1 protein-coding gene is annotated in these 20,467 nt (G+C 58.7%); it reads right to left on the bottom strand.

The features are described from left to right. Positions 1-119 precede the first annotated feature (119 nt). The gene (locus Poly51_RS01695) at positions 120-20,321 is read right to left on the bottom strand and encodes a tandem-95 repeat protein (protein WP_146453614.1); all 20,202 of its coding nucleotides are present in this window, start codon (positions 20,319-20,321) and stop codon (positions 120-122) included. Positions 20,322-20,467: the final 146 nt, after the last annotated feature.

The following is a 20,467-nucleotide window of genomic DNA, read 5'->3' as shown; positions in this document are numbered from 1 at the left end:
GGTCCGCAGTTGTCTATCTAAATTAGTGACAACCCGGCCCGAAATCCGTACAAGAAAATCCAAGGAATTTCCGCGGTCACTAGGGCAGGCCGAAAGCCTGCCCTAGCTTGTTGCGACGTTTAGATCAGCCCCAGGATCGCCAGGTCGAAGTTGGCGGACTCACCATCGTCGTCATCGGCAACCTCTTGCGAGATCAGATCGATCAGGTCGGCGTCCACCGCTTCGTCGGCATCATACGTTGCGAATCCGGCGAACTTGGGTGCTGGCGTTCCGATGACCGGAGCGTCGAAATCATCCCACGTTTGGAACGCGTCGTTGATGGCTGACGGAGCTTCGATGATCGAAGGCACCAGCGTGCCGCCTCGCGTCGACGCCAAATCGGCAACGATCGGTTGGCCCATCAAGTCACCATCGACTTGTTCACCGCTGATGATCGGGGCTTGGGATCCGATGTGGTTGATGACCAGCAAAGCATCGCGAGCTGTGATCGTTTGGTCTCCGCTGACGTCGTAGAAGTTCGGACCGCGTTCACTGGCCACGACGGGGATTTGCGATGCTCCACCACCGCGTCCGAGTCGGTTGATGACCAATAGAGCGTCGAACGCTGTGACGCGACCGTCCGCATTGACGTCGCCGAACAGCAGCGGATTCTCACGTCCGCTGGCGACGATGTTGACCGTCACCGTTTGCGGATCGCTGGTGTTTCCTTCGGTGTCCGTCACGATGTACTGGAACGTGTCGATGCCAAAGAAACCGTCGTTGGGCACATACGTGATCGTACCGTCGGATTGAACCGTTGCCACACCGTTGCCGGCTTGCGCCGAAATCGTCAGTGATGAACGATCGAGTTCGCCGACCACTGGCACGTCATTGGCCAAAACGTCCACATTGATCAAGTCGCCGGGAACGCCACCCGCTGCATCGGTGCCGGTAACCGGCGTCGAATTCGGCGCGATCGTCACGGTCGCTTGAGCACTCTGTTGGCCCAAGTTATCGCTGATCGTGTAGCGGAACGAATCGCTGCCGGTGAAGGTGCTAAACGGCGAGTACGCCAATTCGACTTCGCCCGAACTGTTAACTCGTTTCGCCAGAGAGCCGAACATGGGATCCAGCGTGATGATCAACGAATCCAAGACCAGCGTGCCATCAGGATCGAAATCGTTTCGTAGCGGATAGATGATGATCGGATTGGTTGCGTTGACCAATGCAGGCGTTGGAACGATATCGTCAACGACGACGGGAGCATCGTTCAAACCCGATACGGTCAAGAACACGGTGCCGATCGGATTGGGGTCTTCACCATCGACGTCGGTGATCGCATAGGTAAACGAATCGACCAGTGTTTCGCCCGGTGCAAGAGCTTGCAATGCGGACGCCGGTCGCGGATCGTAAGTGAACTCATTGGTTGACGTGTTGAACGTAACAATCGCGCCCTGCGTTGACGTCATTTCCGTGATCGGCACCACCGACAATTGTTCACCCGTACCCGGGCCAATGTCAGGATCGGTATCGTTGGCCAACAGTGCGGCCGCAGGAATGCGGATGTCGGTGTTCTCGTCGACGTTCAGGAAATCGTCCTCTGCGACCGGCGAATCATCGATATTCGCCAAGTTGACTACGAACGACTGCGTCGTCGTTGCATTGTCGCCGGTCGTCGCCAAATCGCCGTCCAGCCCTCCGTCCTCGACGGTGACGGTGATCGTGACACTGCCGAATGCGTTGGTCACAGGCGTGAATGCGAGTGTGCCGGTTGCCGCGGGTGAAGTGTAAACCACCGACGGATTCGGAATCAGCGACGTGTTGTCGCTGGTCGCCGTCACTCGAAGGGGTCCCGATTCACCACCGCCGGCGGTGATGCCCGAAAGCGACACCGCTTGCTCGGGTGAATCTTCGTCAATCGAAAGGTCGGTGATCGCATCGATCGTTGGTGCATCGTTGACCGGAGTGACCGTGACATCGAAGGATTGCGAGAATGTGCCGTTATCAGCCGTCGTTGCCAAATCGCCGTCAACGCCACCGTCTTCGACCGTTACGGTGATCGTCGTTGTACCGAATTGATCGGTACCCGATACATAACTCAGAACGGCACCCGCCTCAGGCGACGTGTACGCAACGTTGATTGTTGGAATCAAAGTCGGGTTCGCGCTGGTCGCGGTGACTCGGATCGGACCCGATTCGCCAGGACCGTTGCTGATACCCGACAGTGTGACGGACTGATCGATCGCGTCTTCGGCAATCGTTTGGTCGGCGATCGCGTCGAGCGTTGGTGCATCGTTGTCGGGTGTGACGTTGATCACAAACGTTTCGGTGGTGATCCCGTTGTCCGCTGCCGTGGCCAGATCCAAGTCCAAGCCGCCGTCTTCGATCGTGACCACGATGGTCGCGGCACCGAATGCGTTGCTGGCCGACGTGAAATCCAACGTTCCTGTTGTTGCACCATCGATATAGGTCAGCGTCGGTGTTGGGACGACGTTGATGTTGTCGCTGGTCACGCTGACACGCAGCGGTTGAGTCTCGCCGCCACCCGCGGAGATGCCAGTTAGGGCAACCGATTGCGGTCCGGCGTCTTCGGCCACCGTCACATCCGCAACCGCAGTGATCGTCGGTACGTCGTTGATCGGGTTGACCGTGATGACGAAGGTCTGGAACGATGTCAAGTTGTCGGCCAGCGTTACTAAGTCGTTGTCTTCGCCGCCGTCTTCGACCGTAACCGTGATGGTAGCGGTACCGAATTGGTCGGGGCCAAGAACAAAGTTCAGGGTGCCGGTGCTCAGCGGCGACTGGTAGTCAACCGACGGGTTGGGAACCAGTGACGTGTTGTCGCTGGTTGCACGAACCCGAAGCGTTTGCGTTTCACTTGGACCGGCCGTGATGCCGGTCAAAGCAACGATTTGTTGATCAGCGTCTTCGTCAAGCGTGACCGAGTTGATCGCGTCGAGGGACGGAGCGTCGTTGATCGGATTGATCGTCAAGTTGAACGTCTGAGTGGTCGTTCGATTGTCGGCGGCCGTGGTGAAGTCACCATCCAGACCTGCATCCTCGACGGTCACCGTGATCGGCGTTTGTCCGAATCGATCGGCGACCGGTTGGAACGTCAACGTGGCGGTCGATTCCGCCGACGTATAGGTCACGGTTGGGTTGGCGACCAACGTTGCGTCGCCGCTGGTTGCCAAGACGCGAAGAGCTTGCGACTCGCCACCGCCAGCCGCAATGCCGGTCAAGGTAACCGTTTCTCCCACGGCGTCTTCATCGATCTGTTGGTCGGCAATCGTGTCGAGCAACGGAACGTCATTGACCGCATTGACACGCACGATGAACGTTTTCGTGACCGACAAGTTATCGGCGGCCGTGTCAAAGTCGTTATCCAAACCGGCGTCTTCGACGACAACCGTCAACACGGCGACGCCGAATTGGTCCGCGTTGGGGACCAAGTCGAACGCAGCGGTATCGTTGGGCGACGTGTAGTTGACGACAGGGTTTGGCAACAGCGTGGTGTTGCTGCTGGTTACCGAAACGCGGGCGGGTTGAACTTCACCACCACCGGCCGTGATGCCCGTCAAGACGACGGGTCGGACGGTGTCTTCCAACATCGTCACCGCATTGGGCTGGTTCAGCGTCGGCACATCGTTGACCGGAGCAATTGTGATCGTCACGGTCGCTGTATCGCTAAGCGGCGAGACCGTCTTGTTCAGGTTCTCGTCCTGCTGGACACCTTCGTCAAAGATCGTGTACGTGAATGTATCGATACCCGACGCGTCGGCTGGCGGCGTGTAAAGCAGATTACCGCCCGCCACAAACGTTACCGTGCCGCCAAGGGTCGTCGTGATCGGTTGCTGTTGGATCGTCAATCCACCGTCATTGATCAACGTCAACTCGTCGGTTGCATCGGCCGGCGCGTTGAAGTCGTTGGCGATCAGCGACGCCGCGGTGATCGTCAGCGTCGTGTCTTCGGTCGCGTCCAACGCGTCGTCGTTTGCGATCGGAGCATCGTTCAGCGCCGTGACAGTCAACGTGAACACGGTCGACGAAATCTGGTTGTCGGCGGCCGTTGCCAAATCGCCGTCAAGTCCACCATCTTCGACCAAGACGGTGATCTGTGCCGTTCCGGTTTGGTTCGGATTCGGAACGACGTTGATCGATCCTGTTGCATTGGCCGACGTGTAAGTGACCGCCGGGTTGTTGATCAGCGTCGGGTTGCTGCTAAGCGTGGTGACGCGAAGCGGTTGCGATTCGTTGCCACCGGCACTGACACCGGCGAACGGAACGACACGGCTGAGCGTGTCTTCGGGTATCACCAAGTTGCCGATCGGCGAGATCGTTGGCGGATCGTTGACCGGCAGAACGGTCAATGTCACGGTCGCCGTCGACATCATCGGAACCAGGGTCCGTGTTCCGTCGATGGCTTCGTCGATGCCTTGATCGATCACGGTGTACGTGAACGTGTCCACACCCGACAAGTTCGCCGGTGGCAGATATCGCAGGTCGCCGTTGGGCAAGAAGATCACGTTGCCGCCAAGCGTCGTCGTGATCGGCACTTGCAGGATCGTCATCGGTCCGTCGTTGATGCCGGTCAATTCGTCGGTCGCCGTTAGCGGTCCGTTGGTGTCGTTGTTCGGATCCAAGTTTGTGCCGAACAAGAAGTCACGAGGAATATCCAGCGGCACGTCCTCGGTCGGAACCGGGCCAACGCCACCGAAGAAGTCGTTCCAGCGCGTTGACGTCGAACTGATCGTATCATCGGCCGCGATCGGAGCGTCGTTGCGAGCGAGGATGCGAACCTCGAACGTTTGCGTGACGGTCAAGTTGTCCGCCGTCGTTGCAAAATCGCCGTCCAGTCCTGCGTCTTCCACCGTGACGCTGATCGTGACCGTTCCGGCCGCGTTCAAGTTGGGGACAACCGTCAAAGTGCCGGCCGTATCGGCCGACGTGTAGGTGACCGCGGGATCATTGATCAGCGCCGTGTTGCTGCTGGTCGCGATCACGCGCAAGTCTTGGATTTCACCCGGGCCACCGCCCGAATCGATACCTGATAGGACAACCGTTAACGATGCCGTGTCTTCGATTGTCACAACGTCGTTGATCGGATCCAGCAGCGGCGTGTCGTTGACGGCCGCCAAGTTGACGGTGATCGTCGCAAAGTGGGTCAGCGGTGCGGCAGTCTGGTTGCCCGCTGCGTCTTCGTTGATCCCCGAGTCGGTGATCGTGTAAACGAACGTGTCGATGCCAAAGACATCCAGCGCCGGCGTGTACTGCAAATCACCGTTGGCCAGGAACGTAACCGTGCTGCCCAGAGCCGTGGTGATCGGCGTTTGGGTGATTGCCAAATCGGTGCTGTCGTTCGTTCCGTCGCGTTCGTCGTTGGTGCCATCGACAAGGTCGTCGCCGGCCAATCGCGAATTGCGATCGTTGGCCAAGACAAAGTCGCGTGGGATCACAAACGGGATGTCTTCGGTCGGAACGGGAGCGACAGTCGGCGTCGGCAAGCCGGCAAAATATGCCAACCAGTCCGAACTGGTGCCGCTGACCAAATCGTCGACCGCGACCGGCGCGTCGTTGATCGGTCGAACCAAAATGCGAGCCGTCGCGCTGGACGACTCGGGTGCGTTGGTCGCATCGGGGCCGCCTTGCGGCAACGGCGAAATGCCGTCGTCGGTAACAGTGAATCCGAAGAAGTCCAAGCGTCGGTTGCCCGCATCCAACGGGTTGTCGGCGTTGAAATCGGCGACGGGTGTGTAGACCACATCGATCAAGAAACCGTCGGCACCGAAACTGGGAACGATCGAACCGTTCGGTGTATCGTACGATTGTCCGACAACCACGTTGGCCGCCGTCACGACGACGCCATCGATGTCCAGCGAGGTGATCTCGAGAACTTGATTCGTTTCGTCCAGCGGCGACGTTGTTTGTACCGTCGAAGCATCCGCGACAGCGGATCCGATCAATTGAGTCTTAGTGATCGTGATCGGCGTGTCTTCAAACGTTTGAGCCGAGTAATCGACCGCTAGGGGAGCGTCGTTGACCGGGTCGACCGTTAATGTGACGGTCGCGGTGTGGTACTTCGGATTGCTGGTGCGCGTTCCATCGATCGCGACGTCGAAACCATTGTCGACGATCGTGTACTCGAACGAATCGACGCCATAGAAATCGTCATTGCGTGAATAGATCAGCGTGTTGGTCGATGAATCGAACGAGACCGTTGCACCGGTTGTTGTCGTCAATGGGAAGGCTTGGAAGCCGACCGGGAAGTTCGCCGGTGGTGTACCGACGGGAGCATCGGTGACCAACTGGACGGCTGCATCGTTGCCGTTAACGGGAAGGTTCTCGTCATCGGCGCCGGTACCACTTGAACCGGTCGGACCCGCGGTGTCGTTGGACAAAAGGAACGCAACCGGGATGACAAAGTCGATGTCTTCGACCGGGCCGGGAGTCAACGTCGTCGACGGAATCGTGTCGTCGTTGGCGACCGGCGAATCGTTTTGCGGACGGACCTGAATGGTCACGACCGCGGTGGTGATCTCAGGCGACAAGGCTGGGGCAGCCGGGTTCCCGTTGGGAAGCGTCGTTTTGCCGTCGTCGGCCACGGTGAACGTGAACGCGTCGAGCGACGGGACACCGCCGGTTTGCGGGTTGTCTTCGTTGTATTGAGCCGCGGGGATGTATTCGACCGAAACGATTTCGTTGTTGACCACGTTGACCGACAAATTGCCCGCTTCGATGAACCCGCCGACGCCGTCGGCGACGTAGGACGTGCCTTCGTGGATACCGTCCTTCGGCACAAAGGTGCTGACCATGGGGACGATTTCAACACTCGCACCGGTCGCATCCAAAACATTGATTTGGATCACCGTCAACGTTTGTTCTTGTTCGTCCCAAGGCGTCGTTCGCAGCAGCGCGTCGTCTTGCGGCAAGGCGCCGACCAACAGATCCGCCTTGCTGATCGTGATCGGCGCTGGCGTGTTGGTATCACTCAGTTCCGTCGTGACATAGGCCTTGTCGGTCGCGAAAGGAACATCGTTTAGCGGCGTGACTGTCAACGAGACGGTCGCGATTTCGCTGCGTACGGGGTAGGCGCCGGTGCCAACCGTTTGCAAGCCTTCGATTCGATAGGTGAACGAATCATCGCCGTAGAAATCCGGATCGGGCTGATAGGTGAACTGGCCCGTTGCAGGATCCAGCGTCAACGTTCCAAACATCGGGTTTTCGACGACGTCGTAGACGATGCCAGTCGCACCGGCGTCGTTGTCGTTAATCGCAACGCCCTGGCCAGCGCCCGATTGGTCCAACAACACGTCTTCGTCGAACGTGTACGCGTCGTTGGTGGTGATCGGCAATGCCGCCTGCGTCACCACGACGGTGTAGTCTTCGACTTCTCCGTCGACCGCCAAGCCGTTTGCGGCCAAGTTGCCGTCGGTGCTGAGTCGGAATCGAGCACGGGTGAAGCCCGACAGGTCGGTGTTGTTCGAAACACCGGCGTTGAAAGGCGTGAACAGCGTGACCGAGTTCAGGCCGTTGACAACCGGTTCGTTGGCCAAGACACGTTCGCCGAGGTCATTGAAATCACCGTCGCCGTTGAAGTCGACCCAAGCATCAAGCAGGCCTTCGCCAATGACTTCGACAAACAATTCGGATCCGCCGGGTGCCAGTGGGTTCAGGAAGCTGATCACTTCGCCCGTGATCGGATCCAAGAACACACCGTTGATCGTGCCCGATCCGGGAACGTCGAACGATCCGATGTACGCGCCGTCTTCGTCGCCTTGGGCGATCAAGGTGATTGCGGCGGTGCCGGCAATATGCTCGGGGACGGCCTGCACGTTTCGTGCAAGCAGTTCCGTCTCCATCTTCGCAGCCAGCAGATCCGTGATTTCGCCAATGGTCGCACCGGTCGGGTAGGCGACCGGAATACGGCCGACGGCGACCGTGCCGCCTTCTTCGACCAATTCAAACGTCGCGGTGAACCCGTTCGCAGTGATCGAAATGTTATCGCCGACCGCAGGCAGCGAAACCAAAGTGATTGTCACATCTGGGGATGCACTGGTGACCGTGAACGGACCGTTTCCGGCTTCGCGAACATTGCCGTCGACCGACAGCACCGCAGCGATGTCATCGGAATCGACGGCCGTCGGATCGGTTTCGGCATCAACGTACTTGCCCAGTCGTGGCGAGTTTTCGTTGACCAACGCGTGACGAGCACCATTGTTCGTGAACAGTGATCGATAGGTATCGGTCGGCGATGTTGAGTCGGCGAAGTCCAGTTCGACGTCGGGCATCACGATCGTGAATCGAGTTTGACCGTCGGCCCGGTTGGGCTGTAGTCGGTTGCCCGCCAAGTCGGCGACTGGGTTGACCGTGCTGCCGTCGGTTTGCGTCAGCAGTTCGTTCAACATCACGATTTCGTAGACCGCATCGGGTCGCCAAATGCCGGCGGCCGGTGTCAAACGCATCGTTCGGTTGGCGACGTTGTATGCGAATGTGAATTCCGTTCCAGCGATCAGGCGACGGCCGTTTTCGATCAGCACGACTTGGTCCGGCGTGATCGTGCCCGCGTTGGGGCCCATACCGGAAACGTCGTTGATCAGTACTTCAAAGAAGTTGTAAACGCCTTCGCTCAATTGCAAGAACGTGTCGGTGCGATCGATGTCGATCATGGCCGAGTCATTATCGCCGGGAACGATGATCGTTGCGGTTGGGCCGATATTGTCGGAACGGTCCAGCGCACCGCGGTCAATGTTGACGTTGCTGCCTTGGCCCGATGTGGTGTTACCATCACCGCGGATCTGGCCCGCCAAGTCACGCTGGGTCACCACGATCGGGCTGCGCGGAATGTTTAGCGAATCCTTCACGTCAATGATCGACGTGCGGTCCAATTGGCTGCCGATGCTGCTATCGATCAAGACGCTGCCGGCGGCGGGATAGAAGTTCGGTCTGCCGGCGGCCAAACCAAAGTTGGCGTCGCTCGGGTTGACGAACAACGGGCCGGCGGGATTCACGATCGCTTCGGTACCGTTGCCGCCCAATCCGGTCGAGTTTTGACCGTTGCCGCTGTAGACCGTCGCACGAATGACGGTTGGCCCTTCGTTAATTCCACGCAGTCCGATGTTGTTGTCGACCAGAACGTTGTTCAGGAGCGTCGGTGCTGCGCGATTACCGATATCGATTCCGACGTTGGAATTGAAGATCGTGTTGTTCAGGATTCGCGAGTAGACGTTCGGGCCGCCGCCGGTTGCATTACCCGCCAAATTGATGCCGCTACCGTTGCTGATCAGCAAGTTGTTTTGCACGACTGCGCCGTGAACCAAGTCTTCCGACGAAAGGGTCGGCAAGTTGGCGACCGCGCCCGGTTTGGGACGGTTGCCTTCGTCAGGAACCTTGACACCCGGACCGAAATCGCCGGCTGTGATGTCGATCGCCGTGCCCGAGGAGAAACTGATCACGTTCGAGTCGACGATGAAGACGCCTTGATCGCGAGTTCGGTTGCTATCGCCGTTGTCGACGCCGCGAACAACGTTGCCACCCGTAATCACACCGGTCAAGTGAGTCTGACCACTTTGCGGCGACGTTAGGTTGATTCCGCCCAACACATTTGCGGCCAGGTAACCGTGAATAAAAATCGTCGGGTCGGTCGGGTCATTATTATCGCCGCTGCTTGAAGTTGCGATGGCATTCAAGACCGACTGTATCGACGAGTTGTTGATCGCATTGCGAATTTTATCGGCGACGTCCCCGGCCGAGTCCGACGAGGTAAAATTGATCGGAACGTTGCTTGACAGTGGCGCCGACGTCAGCGTGGCGACGGTCACATCGTTGAACTCGAATGTCAACGTTTCCGAACCGTTGGACAGCGTGAACGTGTCGCCGTCAACAATTTCGGCGCCGGTGTGTTCGACGACAATGTTGAACCCTTCGGCCAGTCGTTCGTTGATTTGAACTCGAGCATCTTTGCCCGTGTTGTCGTTGCCCAGGTATTCGCGGCCGAGTCGGAATTCGACCTGATACGCACCTTCGGTCGTTTCGACGGTAATGGGTCGCACAGTGTCACTGAGCGCATCATAGAACAACGGTTCGAAGTACGGACTATCGACAAGCGTCGTTCCCTGCGAGCTGTTGGTGAAGCTTTCGCCACGGTCTGCCAATCCGATCACGATGTCGTCCAGATAGACACCCATGGCGCCACCGAGTCCGCGCGACCGTTCACCTGCGCGTAGCAATTCGGCAAGGGAGTTGCCGCCGGTGTAGACACCGAACTGGGCACCGGGCAAGTTCGAACCTCCCGAGTTCTCGCCGTTGATCAGTGTCAACGAGCGTCCCGACGTATTGCCGGTGACGGGAGCGCCATCGAGCGAGACGTGCAAGCGATAGAAACCACCCGCGGGAACGGTGGCACCGGTAATTCCGCCAGGGGTCGTATCCGAAGAGAATGCCGCGACGCCAATCACGTACGTTCCCGGAGCGGTAAAAGTGTGCGTGACGAACGAATCCAGATTGCTGGTCGAACCGGGATCACCGCCCGCATCATCATTTCCATTGAGCGGATTTCCCGCGGCATCATAAAGGTGCAGTTCGGTATCGAACGCACCCGCGTCAATGTCGAACGTCGCGACGTCCCCGGCGTTTTGCACCGTAAACGAGAAATAGTCGTAAGTGCCATCGCCAATTCCATTGATCGTTTGGTGAGGCCGCGAAGTGCTGCTATTGATCTGAGGATTGTTCTGCAGCGTCCAGCGATTTCCGTCCAAGCTTTGGGCGGTGGCGATCGTGTCATTGCCTGGATTCGACACGGGATTCGTCGTCGAATTCTGTGAGACCGCCAAGTCGTACACGCGAATCGCGTTGGTGTTTCCGACGACGGGGAAAGCAGCCAGACTTGCCGGCGCGTCGGCGTACTTGATGTTGTTTGCGATCGTATTTTGGATGGCATCGCGAACTTCGATCTCGGTCATCTCGATGGTGATCGGAATGATCGCATCGGCCCCACCCGAAACGTTTGGCGTGCTTAGCACGAACTGGTTCAGTGCGCCAAACGCGTAAGTGCCGGTACCTGTTTCGTTTCCAAAACCAACCCAAGCCGGATTTGACGAGCTACGAGCGGCCGAAGCACCCAAGAAAGTCTCAACTTTGGTCGCAACTTGTTCGGCCGAATCGGTCGCCAGAACGACGACGCCGTTGGCTTGCGCGGTCTGGGACAGGATCACGATTCGCGAACCACCGGGACGTGTCAATTCGACACCGGCGCCGCCTGCGGCGATCACCTGGGCACCGGTCGGCATTTGCACGACAAGACCTTGGTTGAATTCGAAGTTGCGAATTCCCGCCGTCAACGCATCGCCTTGATTGGTGACGGCCGAGTCGGGCATGAGTCCTGTCAACGTCAGAATGTGACCGTTGACGATCTGATCACCGGGCAACGCTTGGATCTCACTTTGGTCCGGGCGGGCTTCGCCGGCCGTCGAGAACTCAAATCGAATCTGAACGTTTTCTTGTCCGGCCCAAAAACCCAAATCGATGCGGGCTTGGCGGAACGTGTCACCATCGAACAGTTCTTGAACGAACCGTTGGTCACCGACGTCGGTATAACCGTTGCTGCCGACGGGATCGTATTCGTGGACGTTGCCACGGCTGTCATCCCAGACACGGTTGTTGATGTTGTCGTCCATGTTATTGGTTGCAACCAACCGCCAAATGCCGTCCTCACCCGCCACCATCACGCGTAGCGAATCTCGCATCACGTCGTCGAGTCCGGCGGCATTGAAATTGCCTTGTGGGTTATCGTCGGCGTTGACGTTTTCAGAATTGAGCAGATACGTGAAGTACAACGTCGGCAAATCGTCGGACGAGAAACCGCTCAAGTCCAACGTGTTGCTTCGCACGCTGCCGTGCGCACCACCGATGAAGTTGTATCCGGTGAAGCCTTGCAGATCGTCGGCGTCCAAGTCGTTGTTGCCGTCCGAATCACCGCTGACGATGTCATTGGACAAGTGGTTGAAGTCGTCATTGAGCGCGTCGAAACCGAATCGCAGCGATCCGCCACCGATGACCGCGGGACGATCGTCGAGTGCGCCGTAACCGTGGCCGGCCGTGGTGCGTTCGGTGTCGCTGATGTGCCACAGCGATTGATCCAGCGGGCTGAAGAACAGACCGGCGAATTCACCGGCTGCTTGGTTGTCGTCAACCGTGACATTGTCGCCACCGAAGGCGAAGATCGGCTGAGTCGCGCCGGTCGCGATGTCGATCGCATAGAAGCGACGAACGGCGTCTGCTTCACCGACTTGTCGTCCGACACCATACAGCAGTCCGCTGATTCCGATCGGATCATTCGTCACATCGACAAAGTTGGCCGGGCCGCGCGTGATCTGTTCGAACTGGATCGCGTTGCCTTGGGTGTCCGCGATGATTTGGCCCAAGGTTGGATCGAACGTCAACGCCGCCGCGCCGTTGATATCGCCCAGGCTGTACTGGTTGCTCGCGTTAGTCGTGATCGCCATTTCCCAGACGGCACCCAAATCGGTAAATGCATACAACGTGCTGGCGTTGCCGACCGCGGTGGTGATCGTCGTGACATTCCCGGTGGGAAGTCCCGTCGCAGGCGAGATTTTTGGAATCTGGATCTGCGCGACGACATCTGTCCCGGCCCACGGCGTTTCGTCGGGGAAGTAAGCGTTGCCCGAGTTATTGCCGTTGAAATCGTTAAGCAAATCGGCGTCCAACGGATCGGACGATTCGAATCCGCCAATCATATTGCGACCGCGGCGACTGATCGCGGCCCCGGTATCGGCGTTCAACAGATAGATCAGGTTGTCGCCGTCACGCAGTTCGCCGGGCCCATTGACGTTGTTGCCGTTGGCCGGATCGGTGCCGACGGTCATGCCGTCGAACGGCCCTCGGTTGGCAACCCCGTACAAGAATCGGTTTTCGTTTAACGGGCTTTCATAGAACGCCAAACTGACGAACTCCATCCCCTCGTTGTCCGAGCGGTTGGTGTTGGCCGGGTTCGCACCCGTCGTGCGGAAGAACTCGAACGTACCGATTCCGGTATTGCCAAGCGCTGTGACAACGCCTTCGTTCGAAATCGAATACGTCGTTGATGTGTTGGCATCGTTTTGGGTTGCCGCGTTTCCACGGTTACGGATTCCGATGATGCTTCCGTCGGTGGTTTGTGCGACAGCGCCTAAGGCCGCGCCCGAGGTGAAGTCCTCGATGACCGCGTCGTGACGACCCGTCATCGGGTTGTAGATCGAAATCCGTGCTTCGCCGGCGGCGTTCGCATCTTCGCGGATGGCGATCAACGGAATGTCGCCGAACTGCCAAGGAGCGACGTTGCTGCCGTCGTCGGCAAAACCAACTTGCAACGCTTCGGGACCTTGTACCGCACTTGGTACTGGCGTGTCATTGGCTCCGTTGCCCGGGCTGTAGTCGAAACGGTCGTCGATGATTCGGACGGTCGAGTCGATCGGTTCCAGGCGAGCCAGCGTGTTGGGCGCGTTGGCATTGAAGAACTGAGCCATGTCGGCCGGAACTTGTTCCGGACCGGCCAGCAGCAACTGGTAATCACCGTTGGGGTTCAATTCGAGCGGGCCAATGTAGGCATCGCGTCCGCCAAACGACCCACGCGAAGAATCCTTCGCCGTCGAAAGCTGGCCAGGAATGATCGGCGTCAGTCGGTCGTCCGAGATATTCGAATCGGTACCGATCGCGATCAACGTGGTCCCGTTGAACAGGTAAGCACTGGTGTTCGGGCGCGTCAGCCCGTCGGCAAAGTCGACGTCGATCATCAACGATACATTGTTGGTCGTCGGAACCAGTCCTTGCAGGCCGTCGCGATCGACGGTGAACGCGTAAACGTCGGGCGGCGATACGCCGCCTGCACCGGTCGACAACGAACCGGCAACCGATATCGCCCCGCGGTCGGTATTGGCAAAACTGCCAAGATCCAACAAGCCGCCGGGATGGTTCAGTTCGCCTGCGATCGGTGAGTGGGCGGGCAATCCCGTCGCGACGATTGCGGTGGTCGCATAGCGCAGATCGGCATAACGAACGACGCTTCCCGAGAACTCGTCGGTCTCACGCAGTCGCAATTGCAGTTGATAGCCACCGGACGTCTTACCACCGGCAACTAGGCTGCTGTTGATGCCCGCCAACGTCGAATAGCTGGATGCCGGGTTGGCACTGCGAACACGGACATAGAACGTGTTGCGCGTTCCGGTCGTACCGGGCAGGATCACTCGCATGCCCGAGTCGCCGTCGTTGGTCGAATACAGGTCCAAGTAGTCACCGGTCGCGCTGGTCAATGCGCCAAGGGCTTTCTGCATCGGCAGCGCCGATCCGGCCCGCATCAACGTCGTGTTGGTATAAGTCAACGCGCCAGCGGCAGCTTCGGTTCGCGAGTTTTGGCTCAGCGCCAGCACTCGTCCGTTGCCGTCGATCAATTCCAAGACCGTGTCCAAACGCGGATCGGTCAAATCGATGTCCAACCAAACCGCGGTGCCTGCGACGCCTTCGAAGCTGTACAGGTCCTTATCCGTATCGGCCGCGATAGCACCATGAACGGTGAATCCCAAGCGGACGTTTTCGTCGCCCGATTTTTCGTCCGCCGCCAGTAAGCCGAGTTCTTGGTGGGCGCCGATTTCAGCGTTGGCGTCACCAAAGCCCGTGATCAGGCCTTCGCGTTCGGTCGCCGTCGCAACGTTGCGATCGTTGCTGTATTCATCAAAACGAAGTCCTTGCCAATCGCCTGACTGGGCACCGCTGGTGGTCGGGACGGTTTCGGTTTGCGGCGCTCCGCTGGGTGTGAACCCGGCTCCGATCGTGTCGTCCTGCAGAGACGTGATCACAACGGGGAAACCCGGTTGTCCCAGCACAATCAAGCGACCGCCGATGCGATCGTCGATGTCGAGCGAGCGACCAGTCGCCAAGATTTCGGCGTTTTCGGCTTTGACGACCAACGATTCGGTCGAGCTGCTTTCCAACCGCATGCCGCCGAACGTGTGCAAGTCGCCAATCTCGATATCGTTCCGCAGCACGTGGACAATGTCGGTATCGTCCCAGACGATTTCGGTCGTCAGAACTTCGCCGCGGACGGTCAGCCCGTTGACGTCATTGCCCGATAGGGTGTTGCCGCGGAATACCGGTCCGTTGTTGGCCGGCGGAATTTCATAGATATCGGCGGGGCCGGTTTGGCGACCGGGATCAGTCTTGAAGTTTGACGTCATCGAGTTGACGTTGATGCTGATCGCCGAACCTTCGTTGTTGATGAACGTGTTGCCAACGATGGACGGCTGGGTGCTGGTGAAGTACAGCGTGCCAGGATCGTTGGGTGCAAAGTCGCGACGCGCGTTCCCTTGGATCGAACCGACGCCGTCGGCGTTGTCTTCGAAGATCGAATTGGCGATACGAACTTCGCCCTGATGAACTTGAACCGTATTGAACGATGCCGTACCACCGTTGACGCCCGTGACTCCACCGGCGAAAGCGATGTATGCGTTGTCGATACTCAAACGGCTGGTCGGTGCACCGTAGATGCCCGCCCATTCGCCCGGCGATCCCGTGCTGGTGCCGTTGCCGTTGGTGTCGAATGTCCCACCGGCTCCGTAGCGATCGTCGCTGCGCCCCGTCATCACGATCTCGCGACCTTCGACGCCTTCGGCGATCAATGTCGCGCCGAAACCGAGCTCGATTCGGGCACCCTGGTTCTTGATCAACGTACCGGGATCGATCACCAACGTTCCGTCGGGGCGGCCGTGAACGACGGCCGGATCGGCAGTGTTCAGAACCGGTGCCGATGCGATTGCTGCGGCGACCGTGTCGCTGTAATCACGGCCTGACTTGTCGAGATCCGCGACCAGTTGGAACGGAGCACCACCGGTGCTGCGATACAATCGTCGAGCGACGTATCGACCGCTGGCAGCCGGGATGTTGGTCAACGCGACCGCGCCGCCGGCGGCGACGACGGCCGTTTGCGGTACCGAACCGGGGCTCTCGTAACCGAACGGGTCAACGAAGGTATAGCTGTACTGATACGTTCCCGCAGCCATCGATCCGCCCGTTGTCGGCGATACACCGATGATCGGGCTGGGACGACGCGACTCTTCGATCGGACCGCCCGCGTTGCCGTCGATCAAGACGTTTTCGCCCAACACGTGAACGATGTCCGTGTCATTGAAACGAGCCGTCAAGGTCAACGTTTCCAACTCGCCACCGGCGGGCGTGTCGATGCGAACGAACAAGCCGTTGGTCGAATTATCGACAAGCGTGTTGCCGAAAATGCTTGGACCTAGGCGTTCATAGTCCGATGCGAATCCGTTGCCCGAAACGGACGAACGTTGGAATCGCGGTTCGGTGAAAGTCGTGACTTCGAACGTGTTCGGGTCGGCCGAAATCGCCGCACCGCTGCTGTTGGTGACCACGTTGTACGACAACTCGGGACGTGCTTCTGACAAATAAATCGGGTCGATCCCGCGCGAGATTGTCGAAACGGTACCACCGCCGAACGAGAAGACGGCGTGGTTGATGTAGTTTTGGAAAATCCCTTGACGCGACAAATCGTTGCGACCTTGCAAGCGGTCGACGTCGCTGCGGATTTCGATACCGCCCCAATCGCCGGGGCCGGACGTCGTGTTCAAAATGTTGCTGTTCGATCCGAGCGTGCGATCGTTGTAGCTGGTGAAGTAGACCGGGACTTCGGGCGTACCCTGGACCGAGATCGATCCTTCGCTGCGGTCGTTGCCGTCGTCGTCGCTGCCGACGGAGATGCGGCTGTCCAAGAACTTCATCACCACACCCGCGTCGATCACCAAGTGAACTCCGCCGGGCAGAATCAAATTTCGGCCGTCATCCAGCGTTTGGTTAAGCGATTGGATGATGCCGATTTCAAAGGCCAAGTTGTCCGCCGCCGTTGTGATGTCGCTGTCGGCGCCGCCGTTGGGCAACAGCCGCACCACAACGCCGTCGCCACCATTTGCGGCAACCGCAATTTCGGCCGCCGCCAAAGCGTCGGGAATGTTGGTGAACGGATTGGTCAACGATCCGAGCGCACCGCCGCCCGCTCCGCCGGCTTTGTTGACATAGATGGTCGACGAATCGATCGGTTCGAACCAGAAGTCGTAGATGCCGCCCTGAATGCCGTCGCGGTCGCCGTCGATCAGGCTGCCGTCGACGTCGGTCATCGTCGTGGCCGATTCGCTCTTGAAATCGACTCGCAATTCATAGGCACCTTGGCTGGTACCACCGGCCGACGTCAGACCCGAATTGGGATCGTAAAGCGAGTTGCCTTCCGACGAAACACCGACAAAGTAGTTGCCGGGGGTCACCGAGATATCGATGAACGAATCGCTGCCGAAGTAGTCTTCGTTGGACGAAACGAGTTGCAACTTACCCGCGGCGTCTTCGCGATACAGTGCCAAACGCGTATCCAGCAAGCTGGCGTCGGCCAAACGTTGGGCCATCGTTTGGACCTTCAAGACACCGTTTTCAGTAACGTTGATACGGTACAGGTCAACATCGAGCGATTCGAGTTGGTGCAAGTACGTGCCGTGAATGATGTCCGCTTCGCCTGGGAATTCCCACTCGGTTCCCGGGCCGGGACGTGTCGAATCGGGGTAATTGCCATTGGAACCCTGGACCGTTCCGGACACCAGGTCGTAGGAGTGACCCAGTCCGATCGCGTGGCCGATCTCGTGCAGCGCGACGTCAAAGAAACTCTGACCGAACTGATTCGATTGCGAAGTGGTGAAGTCAAGCGCGTCCATCGTCACGCCACCCGGTCCGCCCAAACCGGCGGTTCCACCGGGACCGCTGACGGTCGTCGGGTCGGCTGTCGACAAGTCACCGACGATCAGCTTCAGACCGGTGTCCTCAGTTTCGTAGAAATCGATGCCCAAGCGAGCGCTGTAGATGTCCAGAATCTCGAGGAAACGTTTTTCTTGTTCCGCGTTCATCTGGTTGAATAGCGCGTCGCCTTGGCTGTTCACGCCATACGAAGTGTTACGCAAGAACGTGTAAGGGATCGTAGTGATCGCGTTGTTGCTGTCGCGTGATCCGGGGCTGATGTAGTGGTCTTCGACTTCGATATCACGGTGGCCGGGTTCCAGAATGCCGCCCGCGTTGTCGACCATCGGAGTGACTTGGACCGCGCCGACGTTATTGATCTGTTGCCCGACGACGACGGTCGACCAATTTCCCGTAGCGGCCGAGGTCACGACGCGAGCGGTGGTTTTGGTCAGTCCCGGTTCGGCGCCGCTGATCGTTTGCTGGTTCACGTTGATCGTCGTGAAGTCGGAATTGTCACCGACGCGCAATCGCAGCGAGTCGCCATCGGTGACGTACGTGTTCAAGTTGTTGGGATAGGTCAACGTGACCTTGCGCGCGGCCGCGTCGACGGCGACCGTCGTCGGGATCACGATGGAGTCGTCTTCGGTCGTTGCGGTGTTTTGAGTGTCGACGAGCTGATAGAACGCCCGTGTACCAATCGTTGAACCGGCGCGGAACAAATCGGCGTCGTCGAAGTAAACTTCGATCTGGTTCGCGGTCGGCGTGCTGCCGACGATGGGTTGCGGAACGACGGCGATGACCTTCGCACCCAATTCGACTTCGAACGCGATCACTTCGCGAGTCAGCAGCGGGTTGCCCGGCACGGGTTCCGGTGACGACGGCAAGAACGGAACGCCGAAGGAGCTGGTCAATTCGGTGGTGATCGAAAGCTGATAAAAGCCGTCCTTCAAGTTTTCGGCAAAACGCAGCACGGCGTTTCGGCCGGCACTGTCCAGCCCGACGTAGCCGATCGGTACTTCCACAGAGTCGACGGCGAAATTGCCTGATTCGCTGTACTGGACGCTCATCGCACCCAACGACGCCGGATCGATCGCGTGCGTACCGCCAAAGGTTAGCGTCAATTCGTTCGGCGCGACTTGGCGAACGTTTTCAAATTGATCGGGCGGATCCAAGTCAAACAGGTCGCCACCATTGGTCGCAACCGCGATCAGTCGGGGGTCGGCCAATTCCGACCGCTGGGCCGTCAATGTATAGAACTGGGTCTGGGTCACGTCGCCGGCGATCATGCCGTTGGGCGAGTTGCCCATGATGGCGACCTTGTACGTTCCGGCTTCGGTGATCGCAACCGCCGCGGCGACTTCGTTTTCGCCAAGTCCGCCAGCGTTGCGTGAGAGCACCAAAACGCCCGACGGATCATACAACTCCAGACTCAAGTCGCTGTTGCGACGCGTGTTGACGGTGCGATCGTTGACGCCGTTGTTTCCATCGTCGGGACCGACGACATAGGTTTGACCCTGAGGCGACAGCGCAAGTGTCAAGACTTGGCCAGCGTCCAGATCAACGCTGTACCAGTCGATGTCAGTGTTGCTGTCGATCGAAACGTCGGAAACTTGGATCGCCGTGTCGGCCAGAATACCCAGGTCGGTCGCGACATCGATGGTGTCGTTATCGGTGAAACGGTCGCCGTACAGACTTTGGATCGCCAACAAATCGTCGTGCTGGGCGCCAAAGTACGCCTGCGTGACGGTGGGTTCCATCAGCTTGGTGCGATTGACGGGCGTGACGTGTCGCAGTCCCAAACCGTGACCGACTTCGTGCATCAGCACGTTGTGCAAGGCGCGGTTCTCGCCATTGGCACCGTTCGAATTCAATTGATAGAACGAATCGTTGGTGTCGATGACCATGTCGCCATCGGCGCCCGCGTTTCCACCGCCGGTGGGCAGGAAGTTATACGCCAACGTGTTGAAGTTACCGTCGATGTTCGCACCACCGATACGGATGTCGCCGCGTACGCCAGTGACGCCGACATTGCCGCCGCCTTGCGGCGCGCCATCATCGTTTGGTTCATAAACGAACGTCAAACCCGAATTGGCTTCCCATTCGTCGAACACGCCTTGGAACAACGGGAACCAAGGCCGGGATTGGATCGAGTTGCCGCTGCCGCCGTAAATTCCATCAAGGAACGCGACCAAATCGCTGTTGGCAGGCGCCGCGCCACCCGCGACTTCGGAACCGTCGGGAATGAAGCTCCACGAAATCGTTGCTCCGTCGCCGAAATCGGGGCCCGCGCCGCCGGTCGGGCTGGTCCACCGAGATCCCCCCAAGTTGATCGGACCGATAAATTCGGATCCCAGAGACGTCGTGCCCTGCTGGTGATCATTTTCCCACTGGTCGATGTAATCCTGAGGCGTGTCGGGCGCGAAAATTGCGTGGGCGACGTCGTCGGAACTCATTAGCTGAGCCGCCAATAGCTCGCGTCGCTCAAGCGACTCCAACTGCAAACGTCGTTTCTCGGTACGAAGCTGGCGCCGCGTTTTCGCGGTTGGTCGGGGTTGGACCATGGGTGGGATAGCTCTGCGGATAGAAATTTAGGAAAGAATGCAAACGCTGGATGAGCCAGCCCCCAACGGCGCAGGGGTGGACGCTCGCCGGGTATTGAGGGTAATTGGGCAACCCCACAAAAGCAAAAGTGGGTGGAGCCAAAGAT

The sequence above is a fragment of the Rubripirellula tenax genome (assembly GCF_007860125.1).
Taxonomy (GTDB): domain Bacteria; phylum Planctomycetota; class Planctomycetia; order Pirellulales; family Pirellulaceae; genus Rubripirellula; species Rubripirellula tenax.
Note: the sequence above shows the minus strand (reverse complement) of the source record. Positions and strands in the feature narration are given on the sequence as shown.